At 64.8% G+C, this 18,850-nt stretch carries 22 protein-coding genes, 1 tRNA gene, 1 other RNA gene and 1 pseudogene; 15 read left to right on the top strand and 10 right to left on the bottom strand.

Annotated features, from left to right (window positions below; translation table 11 throughout):
• The first annotated feature begins 54 nt into the window (after window positions 1-54).
• Window positions 55-1,443 (top strand): DUF7978 family protein, encoded by a 1,389-nt coding sequence (locus tag BMX17_RS12505; protein ID WP_092660520.1) that lies wholly within the window; start codon window positions 55-57, stop codon window positions 1,441-1,443.
• On the opposite strand, the gene BMX17_RS12500 is transcribed toward BMX17_RS12505, so the two are convergent.
• On the bottom strand, window positions 1,400-2,065 hold the full coding sequence (locus BMX17_RS12500) for a hypothetical protein (protein ID WP_139203505.1): 666 nt from the start codon (window positions 2,063-2,065) through the stop codon (window positions 1,400-1,402). The two genes, BMX17_RS12505 and BMX17_RS12500, sit on opposite strands and share 44 nt — an antisense overlap.
• 256 nt (window positions 2,066-2,321) lie before the next feature.
• Here BMX17_RS12500 and BMX17_RS12495 point away from each other — a divergent pair, with 256 nt between their 5' ends.
• A complete protein-coding gene (locus BMX17_RS12495) occupies window positions 2,322-3,251 on the top strand; it encodes an NAD-dependent epimerase/dehydratase family protein (protein WP_092660515.1) in 930 nt (309 codons plus the stop codon).
• Window positions 3,252-3,305: 54 nt separating this feature from the next.
• Complete coding sequence (locus BMX17_RS12490) at window positions 3,306-4,064, top strand: DUF2797 domain-containing protein (protein ID WP_092660513.1); 759 nt, start codon at window positions 3,306-3,308, stop codon at window positions 4,062-4,064.
• Between the two features lie 36 nt (window positions 4,065-4,100).
• Here the strand turns inward: BMX17_RS12490 and BMX17_RS12485 are convergent, their stop codons facing one another.
• The gene (locus tag BMX17_RS12485; protein WP_092660511.1) at window positions 4,101-5,450 is read right to left on the bottom strand and encodes an outer membrane protein assembly factor BamB family protein; all 1,350 of its coding nucleotides are present in this window, start codon (window positions 5,448-5,450) and stop codon (window positions 4,101-4,103) included.
• 308 nt (window positions 5,451-5,758) lie between these two features.
• Between BMX17_RS12485 and BMX17_RS12480 the strand changes: the two genes are divergently transcribed.
• The 3 genes from BMX17_RS12480 to BMX17_RS12470 are packed head-to-tail and all read left to right on the top strand — an operon-like array spanning window position 5,759 to window position 7,600.
• Entirely contained in the window at window positions 5,759-6,775 is a 1,017-nt protein-coding gene (locus BMX17_RS12480; protein WP_092660509.1) for a DUF7490 domain-containing protein, read from the top strand.
• Window positions 6,772-7,086, top strand: a complete 315-nt coding sequence (locus tag BMX17_RS12475; RefSeq protein ID WP_092660507.1) for a DUF8060 family membrane protein — start codon at window positions 6,772-6,774, stop codon at window positions 7,084-7,086. Before BMX17_RS12480 ends, BMX17_RS12475 begins: the two co-directional genes overlap by 4 nt.
• 49 nt (window positions 7,087-7,135) lie before the next feature.
• Window positions 7,136-7,600, top strand: a complete 465-nt coding sequence (locus BMX17_RS12470) for a hypothetical protein (RefSeq protein ID WP_092660505.1) — start codon at window positions 7,136-7,138, stop codon at window positions 7,598-7,600.
• 50 nt (window positions 7,601-7,650) lie between these two features.
• Here BMX17_RS12470 and BMX17_RS12465 read toward each other — a convergent pair whose 3' ends face one another.
• Both BMX17_RS12465 and BMX17_RS12460 read right to left on the bottom strand, forming a co-directional pair.
• Window positions 7,651-8,724 (bottom strand): sensor histidine kinase, encoded by a 1,074-nt coding sequence (locus BMX17_RS12465; RefSeq protein ID WP_092660503.1) that lies wholly within the window; start codon window positions 8,722-8,724, stop codon window positions 7,651-7,653.
• Between the two features lie 93 nt (window positions 8,725-8,817).
• Window positions 8,818-9,924, bottom strand: coding sequence for a glycosyltransferase (locus BMX17_RS12460; protein WP_092660501.1), 1,107 nt, complete (start codon window positions 9,922-9,924; stop codon window positions 8,818-8,820).
• A 234-nt stretch (window positions 9,925-10,158) separates the two neighbouring features.
• On the opposite strand from BMX17_RS12460, the gene BMX17_RS12455 reads away from it, so the two are divergent.
• From BMX17_RS12455 to BMX17_RS12445, 3 genes are all read left to right on the top strand, one after another.
• Complete coding sequence (locus tag BMX17_RS12455; RefSeq protein WP_092660499.1) at window positions 10,159-10,443, top strand: ribonuclease P protein component 4; 285 nt, start codon at window positions 10,159-10,161, stop codon at window positions 10,441-10,443.
• 95 nt (window positions 10,444-10,538) lie between these two features.
• Window positions 10,539-10,787 (top strand): YhbY family RNA-binding protein, encoded by a 249-nt coding sequence (locus tag BMX17_RS12450; RefSeq protein WP_092660497.1) that lies wholly within the window; start codon window positions 10,539-10,541, stop codon window positions 10,785-10,787.
• Complete coding sequence (locus BMX17_RS12445) at window positions 10,787-11,680, top strand: mechanosensitive ion channel family protein (RefSeq protein ID WP_092660495.1); 894 nt, start codon at window positions 10,787-10,789, stop codon at window positions 11,678-11,680. Before BMX17_RS12450 ends, BMX17_RS12445 begins: the two co-directional genes overlap by 1 nt.
• A 101-nt stretch (window positions 11,681-11,781) precedes the next feature.
• On the opposite strand, the gene BMX17_RS12440 is transcribed toward BMX17_RS12445, so the two are convergent.
• From BMX17_RS12440 to BMX17_RS12430, 3 genes are all read right to left on the bottom strand, one after another.
• Window positions 11,782-12,144, bottom strand: coding sequence for a VOC family protein (locus BMX17_RS12440; protein WP_092660493.1), 363 nt, complete (start codon window positions 12,142-12,144; stop codon window positions 11,782-11,784).
• Between the two features lie 279 nt (window positions 12,145-12,423).
• Window positions 12,424-12,735, bottom strand: an RNA gene (gene ffs, locus BMX17_RS12435) — signal recognition particle sRNA.
• A gap of 96 nt (window positions 12,736-12,831) precedes the next feature.
• Window positions 12,832-13,227, bottom strand: coding sequence for a DUF7548 family protein (locus BMX17_RS12430; RefSeq protein ID WP_092660491.1), 396 nt, complete (start codon window positions 13,225-13,227; stop codon window positions 12,832-12,834).
• Between the two features lie 66 nt (window positions 13,228-13,293).
• Here BMX17_RS12430 and BMX17_RS12425 point away from each other — a divergent pair, with 66 nt between their 5' ends.
• On the top strand, window positions 13,294-13,629 hold the full coding sequence (locus BMX17_RS12425) for a DUF5798 family protein (RefSeq protein ID WP_244515005.1): 336 nt from the start codon (window positions 13,294-13,296) through the stop codon (window positions 13,627-13,629).
• A gap of 18 nt (window positions 13,630-13,647) precedes the next feature.
• On the opposite strand, the gene BMX17_RS12420 is transcribed toward BMX17_RS12425, so the two are convergent.
• The 3 genes from BMX17_RS12420 to BMX17_RS12410 form a co-directional block, all read right to left on the bottom strand.
• Entirely contained in the window at window positions 13,648-14,055 is a 408-nt protein-coding gene (locus BMX17_RS12420) for a CoA-binding protein (protein ID WP_092660489.1), read from the bottom strand.
• Window positions 14,056-14,121: 66 nt separating this feature from the next.
• Window positions 14,122-14,757, bottom strand: a complete 636-nt coding sequence (locus BMX17_RS12415; RefSeq protein ID WP_092660487.1) for an RAD55 family ATPase — start codon at window positions 14,755-14,757, stop codon at window positions 14,122-14,124.
• A 128-nt stretch (window positions 14,758-14,885) separates the two neighbouring features.
• On the bottom strand, window positions 14,886-15,746 hold the full coding sequence (locus BMX17_RS12410) for a geranylgeranylglycerol-phosphate geranylgeranyltransferase (RefSeq protein WP_092660485.1): 861 nt from the start codon (window positions 15,744-15,746) through the stop codon (window positions 14,886-14,888).
• Between the two features lie 138 nt (window positions 15,747-15,884).
• Between BMX17_RS12410 and BMX17_RS12405 the strand changes: the two genes are divergently transcribed.
• From BMX17_RS12405 to BMX17_RS12385, 5 genes and pseudogenes are all read left to right on the top strand, one after another.
• A tRNA-Arg gene (locus tag BMX17_RS12405) sits at window positions 15,885-15,959 on the top strand.
• 271 nt (window positions 15,960-16,230) lie between these two features.
• The gene (locus tag BMX17_RS12400; RefSeq protein ID WP_139203504.1) at window positions 16,231-16,578 is read left to right on the top strand and encodes an Hsp20/alpha crystallin family protein; all 348 of its coding nucleotides are present in this window, start codon (window positions 16,231-16,233) and stop codon (window positions 16,576-16,578) included.
• A gap of 205 nt (window positions 16,579-16,783) precedes the next feature.
• A pseudogene (locus BMX17_RS12395) lies at window positions 16,784-16,990 on the top strand (IS6 family transposase); the annotation flags it as partial.
• 203 nt (window positions 16,991-17,193) lie between these two features.
• Window positions 17,194-18,342 carry an ABC transporter substrate-binding protein gene (locus BMX17_RS12390; protein WP_244515004.1) on the top strand — a complete coding sequence of 383 codons (1,149 nt, stop codon included), beginning with the start codon at window positions 17,194-17,196 and terminating at the stop codon, window positions 18,340-18,342.
• A gap of 2 nt (window positions 18,343-18,344) precedes the next feature.
• Window positions 18,345-18,845: a DUF7552 domain-containing protein gene (locus BMX17_RS12385; RefSeq protein ID WP_092660481.1), complete on the top strand. Its 501-nt coding sequence runs from the start codon at window positions 18,345-18,347 to the stop codon at window positions 18,843-18,845.
• Window positions 18,846-18,850 lie beyond the last annotated feature (5 nt).

The raw sequence follows: 18,850 nt of genomic DNA, 5'->3' as shown, positions 1-18,850 counted from the left end.
CACCTCAGGCTGATTCCGCCACCTTATTATCAGATTTCAATACTCATTGAATCCATGGAATGTCAGGATTGCGGACGTGATGTCGCGGCGGACGCGTCGTCGTGTCCGTCGTGTGGGGCGGCCATCGAGGCCAGTGGGAACGTGGCGGCGATGGACGGGGGTGACCCCGTGGACTCGAATCGGCAACAGTCCACGCAGGGACAAAAACCGGCCCAGGGGCAGATGGGCGGTCCCGGCGGGAACGCGGTCGGGCAACAGCAGGGACTGGCCGACCAGATTCAGGACTCGCTGGCCGACCTCCCGCTGACAGCGGGTGCCGTCTTCGGGACGGCGTCCGTGCTCTTGCCGTTCGGGTTGCTCGCCGGTGCGGCGCTGATCTTCCTCGATTTCGAGCCGCTGGCGGCCGCGGCGTCGCTGTACTTCGTCGTCGCGGGCTTTGGCTCGGCCGACGCCATCGTCACGACCTTCCTCCGTGGCGCGAGTTTCGACTCGCTGTCGGACGTCGATCCGTCGGACTACCCGTCGGTCGAGAAGGAACTCGGGAACACCATCGACCTCCTCCAGACCAACCCGGACGCGGCGCTGTTGCTGTTGTACTTCCTCGGCCCGTTCGTCCTCTACATCGGTGGGCGGTACCTCTCACGAAACTACGCGCTCGACGGTGAACTGGTCGATCACGCGACGACCGGGATGGCGGTCGTCGCGGGCACCTTCCCCGTCGTACTGCTGATCGGGGTCGTCTTCGGCGTCGAAGAACTCGTCGGCCGTCTGCTGGTCGTCGGGCTGGTCGTGCCCGCGGTCATCGGCGCGATCGGTGGCCTGTCGGTCTACGCGTTCGACGACGACACCGGCTTCACCAGCCGGCTCTCGGGGTGGGCCGGCGTGGCCGGCGGCCTGGTCGTCACCTTCCTGTTGTTCGATCCGGTACCGGATCAGGCACAGGCCCAACTGCAGGAAATCCAGCAGCAGGCCGCGGCTGCCGGTGCGGGTACCATGGCCGAGGAACTCGCGTTGACGGTGCCACAGAAACTCGTCGCCAGCATCGCGGGCTTTCTCTCGACGATCCAGTTCGAGCCCGGCTTCGGGACGCAGGGGACCGTGATCCTGATCGCCGTCGCGCTGGTCACGGTGCTGGCCGGCTTCCTGCGTGCGTACCTCGACCGCGACAGTATCACCACCAAGCTGGAGGCCGCGAAGTTCGGGGCACGGATCGTCCTCGGGTACGCGACCGGCGTGATCTTCCTCACGATTCTGTTGCCGCTGAGTACCATCGTCGTGACGATGCCGTTCAGCTCGCGGCTGTTCGCCGCCGTGTTGCCGACGGCGAACGACCTCGCGTCGATCGTCCTGCTCGGCGGCGTCCTGTTCCCCGCGGCGCTGGGTGCGGCCGGCGGCTACCTCACCGCGGTCTATCTCGAACGGCAGGGCCAGCCGATCCGCTGACGGTTCGGGTCGATTCGTTTCGCCGTCCGCGCTCTCGCCGTGTCTCGGTCGCGTTGCCGATCACCCGCGTATCGAGCGGGTCGGTCATACTGCCGGTCGTGAAGAACGCGGGGCCGTCGGTTTCGGTGTAGACGCCCATCACTTCGACGAAGGGACTAAGCCGACCGAACAGTGCGATGTCGATCTTGCTGAGTTCGCTCCCGTCGTGGCCGCGGTGGCTGTGGACCGTGCCCAGGAAGTCGGCGTTCTCGCCGGCGAGCAGTTGGCCCGCCGTCTCCGGAACGCAGGTGAACGTGACGCGTTCCGACCCCTGACTCACCGGGGCCGCGGGGACCACTTCGTCGATGCGGACGTGTGTCTCGTTGGTCGTCCCATAGAGACACCAGCCCACCTCGTCGTCCGCGTCGTAGTGGGCGGCGAAGGCAGCCCGCTCGCGCTCCTCGATCACGACCGTCCGGTCGTCGCTGTCGTAGGCCATCGCACCCATCGAGAGGCCGACGCTCCCGACGTACCAGGCGACGCCCGCACCGAGCACCACGACACCGGCCGCGAACAGAAGAGTCAATCGCGCGAGCGTTCGCTCGTTCGTCCGGGCCGTCAGCCACTCGCACGGTCCGATCATCGCCGCTCCGTGGCCGGTTTGCCGGTCGTTCGTCGACACTGGGCGTCGAGTCCGTTCGTTCGCGTTCCTGCAATCATCTGCACACCTGCGACGTGTACCGGCTGCACGTGGGGATGGAATAAGGCTACTTGCGGGCTGGCGACGGGTAGTGACCGAATGGCAACGATTGCGGTCGCCCCCGCCTGGCCGACGGAAAACGCGTGGCAGCGCTGGCACCATTCACAAGTATCTTGACGGGTCCTTTCGCAGGGGTGGTATGGACCTGACAGGAAAATCCCTCCTGGTGACCGGCGGCGCGGGCTTCGTCGGCTCACATCTCTGTGAACGGCTCGTCGAGGACAACGACGTACGGGCGGTCGACGACTGCTCGAACGGCGATCCCTCGTGGGTGCCCGACGGCGTCGAGTTCGTCGAGGGGGACCTCACCGACCCCGCGGTAGCCAAAGAGGTCATCACCGAGGACCTGGACGGCGTGTTCCACTTCGCGGCCGACCGGACCGTGGACACCGACGACCCGCGCGCCCAGTACGAACTCAACGGCGACCTGACGCTCACCGTACTCGAACGGATGCGCGAAGTCGGCGTCGACAACATCGCCTTCACCTCCTCCTCGACCGTGTACGGGGAAGCGCCTCGGCCCACGCCCGAGGACTTCGCACCGATGGAGCCGATCTCGGCCTACGGCGCGAGCAAGCTCTCCGAGGAGTCGCTCATCTCCGTCTACGCCAAGAGCTACGGGATGACCGCGTGGGTCTACCGCTTCGCCAACATCGTGGGCCCGCGCCTCCAGAAGGGCGCGGTGATCCCCGACTTCATCCACAAACTCCGGGCGAACCCCGACAGCCTGGAGATTCTCGGCGACGGCCGCCAGGAGAAGTCGTATATGCACGTCAAATCCTGCGTCGATGCCATGTGTCACGTCGTCGAGAACGCCGACGACGACCTGAACGTCTACAACCTCGGGACCCGGACCACCACGTCGGTCACGACCATCGCCGACATCGTGAGCGACGCGATGGGCCTCGATCCCGACTACGAGTTCACCGGCGGCGACCGCGGCTGGGTGGGCGACGTACCCCGGATGCGGCTGTCCATCGAGAAACTGGCGGCGCTGGGCTGGAAGCCCGACCGGTCCAGCGACGACGCGGTCCGGAAGGCCGCCGAGGAACTCGTCCGGGAGCATTAGTTCCTGAAAACGCCCAACGGCAGTCCTTTTATCGCCCGGTTCGTAGGCGGGTGCGTGCAGATCGTCGGGTACGACACGGGTGTCGGCGACGAGCGCGACGCCGCACTGGAACTGTCCACGGCCGAGGGACTCGACCGGCTCTCGCTCGCGCCGGGGACCGACCTCGCCTACACCCTCGACGACCGCCACTGTGCCGGGACGATCAGCGACGGCACCCACGAGGCCTGTTCGAACCCGACGGCACCGTACTGCGACGACCACACGAGCCGGTGGGCCTGTGCCCGCTGTGTCGGGAACTGTGACCTCCCGCTCCCGTCCTGCCGGGAAGAACACGCGGTCTATCTCGCCGCGTTCGCCCCATCGACGTTCAAGGTCGGCGTCACCCGGTCGTGGCGACTCGACACCCGCCTGCGCGAGCAGGGGGCTGACAGGGCGGCCCACCTCCGGACGGTCGCCGACGGCCGGATCGCCCGGCAGGTCGAGGCCGACATCGCCCGCGAGGTGGGCGACCGGGTACGCGTCCCGACGAAGATCGAGGGCCTCCACCGCGACGTGGACGAGTCGGCCTGGCGCGATCTGCTGGCCGACCACGACCCAAACGAGACCTACGACTTCGACTACGGATTCACACTGGCCGACCGACCGGTTGCCGAAACGCTCCTGACCGGGACCGTTCGGGGCACCCAGGGCCGGATCCTCGTTCTCGACAACGGCGGGACGACCTTCGCCGTGGATATGCGCGATCTGGTCGGCTACGACATCTCGTCGGGCGGTACGGATCGGGAGCTCCAGACCAGCCTCGGCGCGTTCTGATTTGTCGGCCCAATACTGAACTCCTATCCACGTAACCTAAGACCGAACCCGGTCGACGAAGGTCTTCCATCCGACGAGGCCGAGACCCGCTAACGTTGCTAGCACGCCAAACCCCGAACCAGAGCCAGCTGACGTTTCCGTGGGAGATCTTCCTGTTCCTGTTCCCGATTTGTTACTGTTCCTCGCAGATTGGTTATCTCCGGAATTGGAGACAGCAGCGCCTGCAACCAGGGCGGAAACGCGTTGCTCCGTGTAGTCAGAAACATAGATGGTCTCATGGGCCACCGTTGGTGAACTGTCGACCCAGCCCCCCACCTGATGCTGCCAGCGTTTGACCCCATCCGTCGACACAGCATGAAGTCGGCCAAATGCGTCACCAACCAGCACAGTTTCCTTTGTCACAACAGGTGAGGACGGGATGCCGCCGGCTTGATCGTGCAGCCGAACGTTCCACTGCTCAGTTCCGTCGTCGATAGACAGTGCGTACAGATGACTGTCGCCGCTACTAACGAATACACGATCAGTAGTGACGGCTGGCGAGGAACGGATGGGACCATCCGTTTCGAAGGTCCATTGCTTATTCCCACTAGCAGTTGCGAGTGCGTAGACTCTCTGATCATCGCTGCCGATAAAGACCAGGTCACCGTTGATTGCAGGGACTGAGACAACTGTGTCGCCTGTTTCGTACTCCCAACGGGGGGTCCCGTCTGCCGAATCGAGGGCCGTGATCGTTCGTGTCCCACCACTCACAACAACCGTTCCTTCAGCGACCGCTACTGAGGACTCATTCGGCCCACCAATCTCAGTGATTCCATCTTGAAACTGTTCAGACCAGCGAACAGAACCGTCCGAGCGTGCGAGCGCATGGACAGTTCGACCGTCACTTGCGACGAAGACAGTGTCACCAACGACGGTGGGCGAAGAGAGTGTGAGCAATCCCAGAGACCGTGACCAAACTTCCGCTCCGCTCTCCGTGTCGAGCGCATAGAGAGAGTGGTCTGTACTTGTCACGTAGACAGTGCCGTCCGCGACCGCTGGCGTCGTTGTGATATCGTTGCCAGTCTCGAAGTGCCACTGCTCAGTTCCATCGGCAGTTGAGATGGCATAGAGTTTGTTGTCGTAACACCCGACGTACATCGTCCCATCGGCAATCACCGGAGCGGACTCGATCGGCTTCTCCATTTCAAATTGCCAGGTTGCCGAAACGGCCCCCCTGGGAACCGTTCGATTAGGGACTGACGATGTATTCGCTGCATCATAGCCGAGTTCCGGCCAGGTTTTACCAGACTGCCGTGAATATGCACTGACTCCGTTTGTGAATCCGTAGGAAACGCCCATCATGCCCAGGGAGTAGATAATGGATCGGCGCGAAAGGTCGTTCATCATAACCTGAGTACTAGGCTCGTTTCATGTAATATAATATTAGTTGGACAAGTATAGTTCAGAATCAAAACGATAGAAGGATGAATAGCCCACCGACACATAGACAGAGTGTTGCGATTCCGAGTGAAATGATTGCTCGGACTCCCAGTGACTCGGTGAGATGGGTGGGGTCCGAGAACTCAGATATTCTCGGTAGTGTCTTCAGGGCCGCCAGAAACTAGGAAGTGATGCAGGTGGATTCGGTTTCCTGATTCCTTCTCGTTGATCGTGTTCTACACAAAACACTTACCGGGGAACGCGGACCGTCGTGTATGGAGCGTGAAACGAAACTCGTGGGCGCGGCGGGGGCGGTCCTCGTCGTGACCGCCCTGTTCGTCGCCGTCGCGCCGGGTGCGCTGGCCGACGCGACGCCCGATCCGCCGCCCTCCGAACTCACAGTACGGGAACAGACCATCGCCGCCGGCGACGTGACCGGCGGGACCGCCACGCTGTCCGTGCGGAGTCGCCTCTCGCACGACGGCGGTCCCGGGGAGAACGTGACGGTGCTGGTTCGTGCGGTCGAGTTGGACACCGATCTGGTGGCCGCGGAGACCACCGAGGAAGTCGGCTCGGTCGAGGGGACCCGCGAGGTGCCGGTCGTCCAGAACATCAGCGTCGACCGCGACGGCGACTACCGGATCGAGACCGTCGTCTATCAGGACGGCGAGCGGGTCGCCTCGGGCACGAAGACGGTTCGCGGGGTCGGCGGTCTCCAGCCGGCGTACGCCCGGACCGGTGTCGAGTTCCACAGCTTCGAGGGCTTCGGCTCCGGCCAGTTGCCTCCGATCCAGTTCTCCATCACCGAGACCGAGGGCGCGTCGGCCACGCTGAACGTCACCGCTTACCTGACCAACACTGGCGACGCAGCCAATGACCAGTTGAAGATCACCTTCCTCGCGCGGCAGGCCGACTCGAACATCATCGCCGATCGGCAGGTCAGGCAGGTCGGGTCGATTCGGCCAGGACGGACGGCCACGCCCTCGACGCTGCTGACGGTGCCCGACGATTACAACTACAAGCTGATGGCTATCGTCCAGAACGACGGCGTGCTGATCGGGACGGCCCAGGCCGCCGCGACGCTGAACCCCAACCGGACGGTGACGGTCGAGGCGAACAACTCGACGACCGACACGCTCGACACGAGCGACTTCGAGACGGACGAGGGTGTCCAGCGGACCGAGAGCCAACCTGACGAACGGACCACGAGCAGCGCCGGTCCCGGTTTCGGCGTGGGCGTCGCCGCCCTCGCCGTCCTCGTGGTCGCCATCTACGCACGGAGGTTCCAATGACGGAGTCGACCGACACGACCGACGACGCACCGATCGCCGATCAGTCGCCAGCGGGGTCGGACGCGCCCGACCCGATGGACGGCGAGATGAGTGTCTTCGAACAGCTCCAGTGGGGCGCGCTGGTGCTTCTGGTCGTCGCCGCGATCTGGGCGACGGCGCAGTTCTACCTGAGCGCGACCCGGGCCATCGAGGTCTGGGTCGGAGCCGGGTACCAGCCCGTCGTGATGGCCGCGTTCAACCTCGCCTTGCTCCTTGGTGCGGTCGCCGGTATCTCGCGGCTGGCCCGCCGGCTGGGGTCCGTGCCGACCTGAGTCGTCGGACACGACAATCCTTTTCCCAGCCGCTCCCGAACCGGGACCCATGGCAGAAGACGATCCTTCGGACGAGACAGAAGCAGAGAGCGACGCGCCCGAGAGCGAGGGCGAGGGCGAAGAGAAGTCCTTCCGCGAGCGGGTCGAGGAAATCCGCCAGCAGCGAGCCGAGGAAGGCGAGGGCGAAGAGGGCGAAGGCATGAGCCGCGAGGAGCGGCTCGAAGAGATGATGGGCGGCGGTGGCGGCCCCGGCGGCATGGGCGGTGGCGGCAACCCCTTCGCACAGATGATGGGCGGCATGATGGGCGGCGGCCCCGGCGGCGGCATGGGTCCCGGCGGTGGCGGCCCCGGCGGCATGGGTCCTGGCGGTCCCGGCGGTGAAGGCCGTGGTCCCGGCCGCGAGGAAAGCGGGAGCGACAACGAGGAACTGACCCGCGAGGTCCGCAAACTCCGCGACGAGGTCCACGACGTGCGCCGGACGCTCGACCGGATCGCCGACGCGCTCGAAGACTGACGCCGCTCGCGACGCCGTCTTTTTTTATTGATTCGTCCACCAGCTACCGCTCAAGCACGGGGCAGGACCATTCGGACCAGACTCCCGTCGCCGTCGGTCTCGATGTCGAGGTCGCCGTCGGACCGTTCGACGAACCAGTCGACCAGCCACAACCCGAGGCCGTTGCTGTGTTCGAGCGCGGACTCGGCAGGCAACTCCCGCATATCGAGTTCGTGCTCCGGAATTCCGGGGCCGTCGTCGCGCACCGCGACGGTGACGGTGTCGTCCCCGTTCGTGACGGTCACGTCGACGGTCGGCTCGGGACTGTCGTTGTGGACGATCGCGTTCTCGACGACGTTCTCGACGGCGACCTCGAACATCCGGCCGACGGTGACCGGCGCGGACTCGGGAGTGGTGACCGTGATCGACGCGTTCGCGTGGACGGTATCGAGGTCCTCGGTGACACGCTCGACGACCTCGCTCGCGTCGGTGACGATCCGGTCGTCGGTCCGCAGGACGGACTCCATCTGTCGGCCCTGTTCGGCCAACTCGACGATCCGGTCGACGTGTCGTCTGATGGTGTCGACCCCCTCACCCTCGGCGTCCAGCGCGTCGACCTGCCCCTCGAGAACGGTCGCGTGGTTGCGCAGGTCGTGCCGGAGGACGCGGTTGACGACGGACAGTCCCGCCGCGAGCTGTTCGGCTTCCTCGCGGGCCGCTTCGGTTCGCTCCCGTTCGAGTCGGCGCTCGGCGTCGTAGAGGCCGATGAGGCCGCCGTCGAGCAGACCGCCGGCCGCCCACCCGACGAACAGTTCCACCACCGATCCCATCCCGACCCCCTCGACGGCGTTCAGGTAGCCGTTCAGCGCGCCGCCGACACCCAGCGCGACCGCACCGAGGAAGGCCCAGACCGCGACACGCGTGAGGTACGTCGCGCGGTCGCGGTCGGCCCGGACCCAGACGGCGACCGCGGTCAGCAACCCGACGATCGCCGCCGGCGCGATCAGCCAGAACGCGAACGTCACCTCCGCCACGTCAGCGGAGAGCATCAAGACCACGTTCGTGGCCAGCAGGACCATCGACACGGCCGCCAGCGACGCCACTCCGAGTCGGATCGCCCGCCGCCGCTCCGGATCGTCCATCATGATCGCCCGTTCCGTCGACTCGTCGGGTCGAGACAGGCCACGATAATGAAACCCCAATGCGATACGAGACTCGAAGTTCGGCTCGCCGGACCGCTATAACAACATCTCGTACACGTCCGCGAGCTTGTCGACCGCGTGATCGACGCTGATGGCATCCCGGCGGTCGAGACAGTGCTCGCTCAACGCGTCGCGCTCGGCGAGCGTCCGCTCGATGGCCGCCCGGAACCCCTCGGCGTCGCCCGGCGGCGCACGGTACCCGGTCTCGCCGGTGACGACGGTATCGGAGAGCGCACCGGCGTCGACCGCCGCGACCGGCGTCCCACAGGCGTTGGCCTCCAGCGCGACCAGTCCCTGTGTCTCGACGGGGCTGGGGAACGCGAACACGTCGAGCGCGCTGTAGAAGGCGGGGAGGTCCTCGCGGTCGAGAAAGCCGAGGAACCGCGCGTCCACGTCGGCGTCGGCGGCCAGCCGCTGGAGTCGGTCCCGCGCCGGTCCGTCGCCGCCGAATACGACGGTCACGTCCATCCCGTCGGTGGCCTCGACGATGAGGTCGAGCTGCTTCTCGAATCCGTGCCGCCCGGTGTACCCGACGAGTGGCTTCCCGGTGTCGAGATCGTGAGCCTCGACGAACCGGCTCGTGTCGACCGGCCCGAAGCGGTCGGTGTCGACCCCGTTGGGCACGACTTCGACCGCCGTCCGGACGCCGATCTCTCGGAGGTGGTGGCGGGCGGGTTCACTGGGAACGACTACCATCTCCGCCCGGTTGAGGTACCACTTCTCGTAGGTCCGCGCCGCCCGCTCGACCGGTGACCGGAGCCACCCCTCCGCGATGTAGTCGGCGTATTCGGCGGTGGGTGTATGATAAGAGGCCACGAGCGGGATGCCGTTGCTCCGGGCGAACTTCAGGCCGCTGAGCCCCAGCAGGAACGGCGTGTGAGTGTGGACGAGGTCGGGTTCGGCCGCCGTAATGTCGTCGGGGACGCGCGGCATCGCGGCGTTGAACTCGTCGTAGAACGGGAACTCGAAACTCCTGACCGGGAACTCGTCGTCTGCGGGTTCGTAGTCGTCGGCCCCCGGATAGACGATCGGCATCCGTCCGCCGCGCTCCGCCCAGCGCTGTCGCCACGTCTGGACCGTGTAGGTCACGCCATTGACCGTCGGCAGATACGTGTCTGTGAAGACGGCGACGGTCCGACCCATCGCTGAACCGTTCGGCGACCGGTCTCTAATACGTTGTGTCATCGACGAGTTCATGATATATATGTTTCAACTCCGCCCGAACCCACCCCACACCTCCCGACCGTGAGCCAGTCGAACGCCTGCACGGGTGAGCCGAGACGACCGTCCGAGAAAACCGTACCGAAAGGCCGTGACGTGCTGTCACCGTGTCGGCAAACGGAACCTATACCCTGTCTCGACCGGTGAGTCACTGATATGCCCAGCGAGGAGCAACTGGCCGCCGAGCGCATCGAGCGCCTGCAGGCGCTCGCGAAAGCCGCCACGTCGGCTGGCGAGACCGACCGCGCCCGGGCGTACGTCCGTCGCGCCCGCCGCGTCGCCGAGCGCAACCGGCTCTCGCTCCCGCAGGATTTCAAGCGGTTCACCTGCGACCGCTGTGACGCCTACCTCCAGCCCGGCGTGAACGCCCGCGTCCGGACCCAGGACGGTCACGTGGTGATCACGTGTGACTGTGGCGGGCACGCGAGATACCCGTACTGACCGGGTCGGGCCGACCGAACGCAGACGTGAGTCCCGCTCCCACACGATGCGTCGGTGATAGCTTTTAAGAACGGTTGCCGTATAGTGAAGACGACATGACTGAACAGGAGAAGCGCCGGCGGATGCACGACCTGGACGTGACCGTCTGGGTCGGGAAGCACGGAGTCGACGCCGTCGTCGAGGAGCTCTCGGACCAGCTCGACGACCGCGACATGGTGAAAGTCAAATTCCTCCGTGCGGCGCGTGGGGGGACCACGACCGAAGAGTTGGCCGCGGAGCTGGCCGAGCGAGTCAGCGGTGACCTCGCCCGGACCCGGGGCCACACGGCGGTGATCGAACGGTGATGCCGCTCCAGTCAGCGAACACGTTTCTCGCCGACCGGCTCGCCGAGGTCGGCGTCCCCGCTGCTGGAGCAGTGGGTGCAGCGATCACGTTTCTCGTCGCCTTTCTCGTCCTCTACCTGCTGGGCCGGATCTTCGTCGTCCCCCTGATCAACCGGGTCCTGAAACGGCGGGACCTCGACGAACACGCACGCAAGCCGCTCGTGAAGCTCGTGCGGATCGTGACCGCCTTCGCCGCCGTCGCCATCGCCTTCACCTTCGCCGGCTACGGCAACATCCTCACCGCCATCGCGACCATCGGTGCGGCCGCGACGCTGGCCATCGGCTTCGCGATGCAGGACGTGCTCGCCAACTTCGTCGCCGGCGTGTTCATCTACACGGACAAACCCTTCCGCATCGGCGACTGGATCGAGTGGGACGACTATTCGGGCGTCGTCGAGGACATCTCCCTGCGCGTCACGCGGGTCCGCACGTTCGACAACGAACTCCTGACGGTCCCGAACTCCCAGCTGACTGGCGGCGTCATCAAGAACCCTGTCGCCAAAGAGCAACTCCGCTTGAAGTTCCTGTTCGGCATCGGTTACGACGACGACATCGACAAAGCGACCGAGATCATCGTCGAGGAGGCCGAGAACCACGACGGCATCATGTCGGACCCCGAACCCTCCGTCCGACTGACCGAACTCGGTGACTCCTCGGTCGGCCTGCAGTCCCGCATCTGGATCGACAATCCCAGCCGTGCGGACTTCGTGAAGATCCGCGGCGAGTACGTCACCGCCGTGAAAGAGCGGTTCGACGAGGAAGGGATCGACATCCCCTACCCGAACCGCACCATCGGCGGGGACATTCAGATCGAGAACGTCGACGGGCTTGCAGAGACCACTGCGGACGATTAGTTGCGGTTCGACCGCTCCCTGCTGGAGTGGGGCCTAGCGGCCCCTTCTGTCCCCGTTTCGCCGGTTTGGGTCGGTTGGATCAGTACCTCGAACTCGCTTCGTTACTGGTACTCGCTCACGCAGAAGCCGTTGCCCTCCGGGTCTTCCATGACTGTCCAGGTCGCGGTGTGTGTCTCGTACTCCTCGATTTTCGTCTCCCGGACCGCGGCACCCAGTTCACGAAGCCGTTCGATGGTTGCCTCTCGATCCGAAGTCGACAGATCGAGGTGGATCGGCAGATCCCGTTCGGTCCCCTTCGGCTGCTGCTTGAACAGCAGATCTGGGCCGTCACCGGACCGGTCGACGATCTCCGGATCGAGTGACGGTGGCAGTCCTCGGCGCTCGCCGTCCAGCGCAGCCGCCCAGAACGTGGCCAGTTCGTCCGGGTCGGAACAAGCGAAAGTAATAAATTCTAATTCAGTCATGCACATCAAGAATTGCTTGATGTGGATATGTCACTGGTGGCGACGGAAAGTTCTGCCAGTGATGCGATCTTGCTCGTCTGCGATCGGCTGTGGGAGCGCCAGCATCCGGCGCGCGAAGCGCGCCGGTTCTCCGGACGCGAACAGCGGGGGACCGAAGGTCCCCCGGGCAGCCGGACGTAGTCCGGCGACGAAGTGAGCGTCCGGATCGTTTTTGTACTAAATTTTTGCGAGCGGGGGTGCGCGGAGCGCACCCTCCGAAGTAAAAATTTAGGATGAATGGAATGGACCTCGGGATTGCCCGGCGTTCGGGCGCGGGTAATCCCGCGTGCCTCCTCCACCCCGCGACCCTACGAGCGACGGGTGTCCGGTGATCCGCTGCTCGCTTCCGCGCCTGACGGGGTATCTCCGATTAACCCCACCGGATCGCCCCTGCAGGCGAGCCCGTGGGGACCGCCGCCCCCGCAGGACGAGGCTTCCAAGTTGGCTTGCGGGGCCCGCGTCCGTCTGACCGGACGCCCCCGAGCTTCGGTCCCCGCTAAAGACCATATCGCGGGTTCTGAGCAGGGCCTAACTGCCCGACCTAGTCCACTCCCTCCTAATCCGGAGCCCCATAAGGGCCTTTCGGATGCGCTCCCGTCGTCCGGTTTCCACGGGGTCGAAACTCGTCCGACCCACCGAAACGTCCCTTCACAACAGCCCGAGCGCACGAGCGAACCAGGCCGAACCGGCAGGGGCGAGTACGCTCGCGCCGGCGACGACCCAGCGGTGGGCGGTGTCGATGGCGACCACGTCGACGCGGACGGTCAGTGCCCACGCGACTGCGATGGCTGTGATGGCCACACCGAGGACGAGTGCGACGCCAGCGGCCATCGCCGGGTCTGAGCGGCCCTCGCGCCCGGCGGCCAGCGCGATGAGGGTGATCATCGCGAACAGTCCGGCCAGCAGGGGGTTGACCGCGCCCGAACCGTAGTAGAGGCCGACGCCGCCGGCGTCCTCGAGGAGGAGGTAGGGCGCACCGAGGGCCAGGAGGACGGCCAGACAGCCGACGATACCGACGAGCGGGGCGATCCGGAGGTCGTCCATACCTGTACTGGCAGGCGACCGGACTTAACCGCGGCGTTGTCGCGGCCAGCCGAAACGGCCACAAGTATGCGCACGAAACCCTCCGGCATGGTCGGACTCGGTGACACGAAAAAGAAGATCGAGAAGATGATCTCGGCGGCAGAGGACCTCTACGAGAAGATGAATCAGTTGCGCGCACAGGTCGACGACCTCCGGTCGAAAGTCGAACAGACCAGCGAGCAGGTCGACGCGATGGAACACGACCTCGACGAACAGCGCGTGCTGATCGAACGGATGGCCCGCGAGCAGGGGATCGACGTGGACGAAGTCCTCGCCGAGGCCGCCATCGAGGAGGTCGACGCCGAGGAAAGCGCCGAGACCAGCGGCGCGGCGGGCGGAAGCGCGGCCGAACCCGAGGACTGACCGACGATCACGTCGGACTCAGACGAGCCGCTGGTGTTCGACTTTCAGACACCGGTCTTGCACCACCCTGAGCCCCGCCTGTTCGGCGCGGGCGGCCGCGTCGTCGTCCTCGATTCCCAACTGGGTCCAGACGACCTGCACGTCGTCCCGGTCGAGGACCGCGTCGACGATGCCGGCCACCTCCTCGCTGGGCCGGAACACGTCGACGATGTCGATAGCCTGATCCACGTCGGCCAGCGAGTCGACGGCGGTCCGACCCAGAATCTCGTCGGCGTAGGGGTTGACGGGGACGATCTCGTAGCCGTGGCGTTGCATATACGCGGGGATGTCGTGGGCGGCCTTGCCGGTGGTCGACGAACAGCCGACGACGGCGATCGTTTCGAGGTCGAGTATCGCACGGAGTTCGTCGTCTGTCTCGACTGGCATACGAGAACCGAGGCCGGGCGCGACCAAAAGACTGCTGGCGACCGGGACGCAGGGACGGGCTCGGGATCAGGGACCGGCCGGTTCGGTCTCGACGCCGGGCAACTGGAGGGTGACCGAGCGGTCCTCCGCCGTGCGGACGACGCCGTCGAACAGCTGGATGAGTGTATTCATCGTCTCCTCGTCGTGTGCGGTCGACTCGATGACGTGGATACCGACGGCGTCGGCGTTCTCGATGCGACTGGTGAACACGTGCATGAACCGGAACACGGTCTGGAGGTTCGAGTAGAGCAGGAGCGTCGACAGCGAGTCGACCATCACCCGGTTGCGTTTGCTGTTGCGATTTCGGTAGAACTCCTCGACGAACTCGGAGAACTTGATCCCGATGCCGGTCATGTCGACCGGCGAGGACGCGTACTTGACGACGTCCGTGTCCGAGGCCGACTGGCCCTGGTGTTTGGTGACGCAGTCGACGACGCCGATGTGTGCGTCGTCGGGGTCGGTGAGCACGGACCGAAAGTCCGTCAGGACGCGGTCCGAGTTGTCCCGGGTCGTGACGATGATCGATCCCTCTCCCTGCTCGGCCCCGGTTTCGAGGGCACGCATCGCTAGCTCGCGCTTGCCGGACAGCGGCGGCCCGGCGATCAGGATGTTCGTCCCGGGGTCCACCGTCGCGTTTCCAAACTCCGTACCCAGATCGTACATGGAATGGCCTCGTTGAAAGCACTCGACCGCGACCAGTAGTCACGGCCGCTATTCGTGTACCATAACGTGCTGCCGGCACACATATATGCTTTTGTGTACTGACCGCTGCTGATCGCCCGCGGACGCGGTCACGCCAGTGTTGCTGCCCGGCCCACCACGAAGGCGATCGCCGCCAGGAACATCCCGTACTTCAGGTGTGACTGGCCGGCCGTCGGATCCCCGAACCCCTCGTAACCCGCGTACAGCATCACCAGATCCGCCGGCACGACCACCACGAGATACGCCACGCCGAAGGTTCCCAGCAGATACGGCACCGGACTCGCCACCGCCGCGACGACCAGCAAGACTGCTGCGAGTACGAGTGCCCGCCGCTCCCCGACCGCGATCGGCAGCGTGTTCAGCCCCTCCTCGCGGTCGCCCGCCACGTCCTCCACGTCCTTGACGATCTCCCGAGCGAGCGTCGACAGGGCAGCCAGCAGGAACAACACCACGACACTCGCGAGGACCGTGGTATCGACGGGCCAGACAGCTGCGGTTCCGAACAGGAACGTACTCCCACCGAGATACGCCACCAGCCCGTTGCCCACACCGGGCAAGCCTTTGAACACCTCCGTATACGTGATCAGCGCGAGCAGGTTGAATACCGCGATGCCGATAGCCAGAAGCGGCAACAGCGTGAGGACGAGCGCGACCGCAACGAAAAACAGTGCGACGCTGAAGACGAGCGCGCCCCGGGGTGAGACCGCACCCCGCGGGATCGGACGGTCGGGCGCGTTGATCCGGTCGATCTCCCGGTCGAAGTAGTCGTTGATAGCGTTACCCGCTCCGGTTGCCAGCACCGTCGCGACGACAGCGGCGAGGACCGGTACGGTCGGAAGCGAGCTCCCGACGGCCACGAACGCCCCGATGAACGTCAACACCCCGGCCGCAACGGCGTTGACCGGCCGCGTCAACTCTACCAGGCCGCGAACACGCTCCGCCGTTCCCATATGCTGTCCTCCCGACGACCGATTGATAAACCACCCGATACGCCACGCCAATCGGTCTCCACGGATCCATGTCCCCCGCCGCACCGACCGACGCCAACCGAGTCGTTTAACACGGCCGGTTGATTACCGAGCGACCGAGGGCGCTTAGCTCAGTCTGGACAGAGTACTTGGCTTCGGACCAAGCTGTCGCGGGTTCAAATCCTGCAGCGCCCATCTTGTTGCGGCACGGACCGAATACAAAACCGAAGAGCCGATAAAGCGTCTGTTGTGTGCACTTTCGGCCCGCTCGCCGCTATCCAAAACGGTCCCTGAAATCGGGTTCGATTGGGGGACCAACTGCGGCCCGCCGCCGTCTGGCGGCGACTCAAAACAACCAGGGCCGAAACGAGGTCCGGTGTGAGCAAATCGGTGCTGAACCCAGTCTACGTCGGCCACGATGAGCCTGCACCGAAGTCTTATCCGCGTGACGGGCGTAAAAACGGTGATGAGACGGAATCCGGACGACGATCCGTTCGGCGACCGCTTTGGCGAGCTCAACGATATGCTGTCTGGGATGGCTGGCGATGAGATGGAGCCTGTCGATGTCCACAAGTACGACGACGAGCTCCGTGTCGTCGCAGATATTCCAGACGCCAGCCAGAAAGAGATTGAGATACAGTGCGATGGGCGGAACCTGGCGATCCGTGTCGCACGCGACCCGCGTCCGGTCGTCAAGCGCGTCGACTTGCCAGCGTACGTCGACGATCAGTCGGCAGAGACGACCTTCAACAATGGTATCCTCGAAGTCACACTCGACCGGACGACAGACCCTGCGAATATCGGGTTCCAGTAGCGGGATGCTGGGTGACACTCCACGAGAGGAACACGGCGATCGGACAGACGTGGTTGAGTCGCAGTAAACTGAGGTGCGAATCACCTCGTTGTCTCACGAACGATAGCACGCACTTCTTCGAGCGGGAGTGGCTCGATAGCTGTCAGCTCTCTCACCAGTCTATACGATAGATCTCGCGACCAAGCTCGACCATAGCGAGAGCTAAATGTCACTTTTATCGACTGTTGAACGCGAGGCGACACCGCGACTGCTGATGAAGCTCGGTATTCAGTTGCATCTCGCTGGACTCTCGCTTTCGAATACCATATTAGTTCTTGATATATTCGGTGTCGAGCGAGCGCGATCCACCGTGCATAACTGGGTTCACAAGGCAGATCTACAGCCCGAAACAGGATGCAGTCCGGATCACGTTTTCCGGTTTCGATCAGCGGACCGTTTCGCTTGCTGCAGCGACTGTGTGGAGGCGGCCACGATCGGTCGCAGCGGCCACGGTACCATCAGCGGTCGCAGATGCGTTTATATAATGCTGCACCTCTATTTTAGGCAAACCTAAATTCCGAAAGCGGTTTATGTGTTTAGGCGGGCCTAAATCGTATGCATCGATCACGACGTGACATGACGCGCAGGATGTACCTGAAAACCGGCATGGCTACCGTCGGAGGTGGGACACTGGCTGGGTGTAGCAGTCTTTTGGGGCAGGGTAGTGCCGACACCGAATCGGGAACGGAATCGTACTCGGTGTCGATGTCTCCGATGGGTAATGTCACCTTCGCGGAGCCGCCGGAGACGGTGTTCACGCGCCTGACCCATCACGCCGACATGGCGTTCGCGCTCGGCCGCGGTGACTCGATCACCGCGATGCACGCGCCGGACTACTACGACGGGCTCTGGAACCAGTTCGTCGCGCGGTTACCCGGCGTCACGCTGGACTGGACCGGGCTCTACCCCTCCTGGAAGCCCGAGAAAGAGAAGCTCTATCAGCTGGACAGCGACGTCCATCTGGCGGACCCGGCCTGGATCGCCAAACAGGACGCCTGGAGCCGCGCGGACTTCGAGGAGATCGCCACCAAAATCTCGCCGTGGTTCGGCAATTCACTGAGCGACCGACACGCGAAACCAGCCCCGGGCTGGCAGGAGGACTACCAGTACTACGGGCTCTGGGAGCAGTTCGAGATCGTCGCCGATATGTTCAGAGAACGGAAACGGTACGAGAAACTGGCCGCGGTCCACGACGAGATCATGTCGACCATCGAGTCGGGCCTCCCACCCGAGTCCGAGCGGCCCTCGGCGGTGATGCTCGCCTCGGCCGATCTGGACGAGATTTACGCGTACACGGTGAACGACCCGGGGTTCCTGACCGCACACACGCGTCCCTTCGAGGTGTCTGACGCCTTCGACGGCGAACTCGAGACGAACACGGTCGTCGACTTCGAGACGCTACTGGAGGCCGACCCCGACGTGATCTTCTTCCTCGGCGGATTCGAGCCTGGAACGAGTCTACCGAAACGGACGGAAGCGTTCCGGTCGGACCCCGTCGCATCCGAGATCTCCGCGGTCCAGAACGGCCGGATGTATCCCCAGGGCGCTCGCTACCAGGGACCGATCATGCACCTCTTCCAGCTGGAGATGACGGCCAAACAGCTCTACCCCGAGCAGTTCGGCGAGTGGCCGACCTACGAGGTGGGACCGTACCCGGAGATTCCGGCCGATGAGCAGTTGTTCGACCGCGAGGAGGTCGCGACCGCGATCCGGGGGGAGGTGTAGCCGTGTCGAACACCCCCACTGCGAGCGACGGGAATGCCATCGACCGTGCCGAGACCGTCGGGACGGCCCGGACCCGGATCGCGGACCTCCGAACGGCAGACGGCGAGTTCGTCGTCGCCTGTCGGGACTCGGGCGTCCGGCCGGAGCCCGTGACCGACGCGCGGTTCGCGTCGTACGCCGACGCCGAGCGTGCTTGCTCGGCTGCTCGTCAGTACCGGACTGCGATGCGAGAACTGGACCCCGGGTTGACCCAGCACGACCTCGTCGTCTCCACCGTCGAGGAGGGGGCGGTCGAACTCGCCGCGGTCCGGGAAGCGACCGACAGCCGACGGGCGAACAGCCTCCCACACTCCCGACAGACCGTGACGCTCGCCGGCAGCGGCAACGACGAGTGGCTTCGCGTCGAGAACGGGCCGGTCGTCCACTTGACGGGACCGGAGTCGCTGCTGGACGACGAGTTCGTCACGCGGCAACTGAACGCCAAACTGGGTGAGAACGCGTGACAGGG

It is taken from the genome of Halorientalis persicus, assembly GCF_900110215.1.
Taxonomy (GTDB): domain Archaea; phylum Halobacteriota; class Halobacteria; order Halobacteriales; family Haloarculaceae; genus Halorientalis; species Halorientalis persica.
This window is presented reverse-complemented; position numbering and strand designations above follow the sequence as displayed.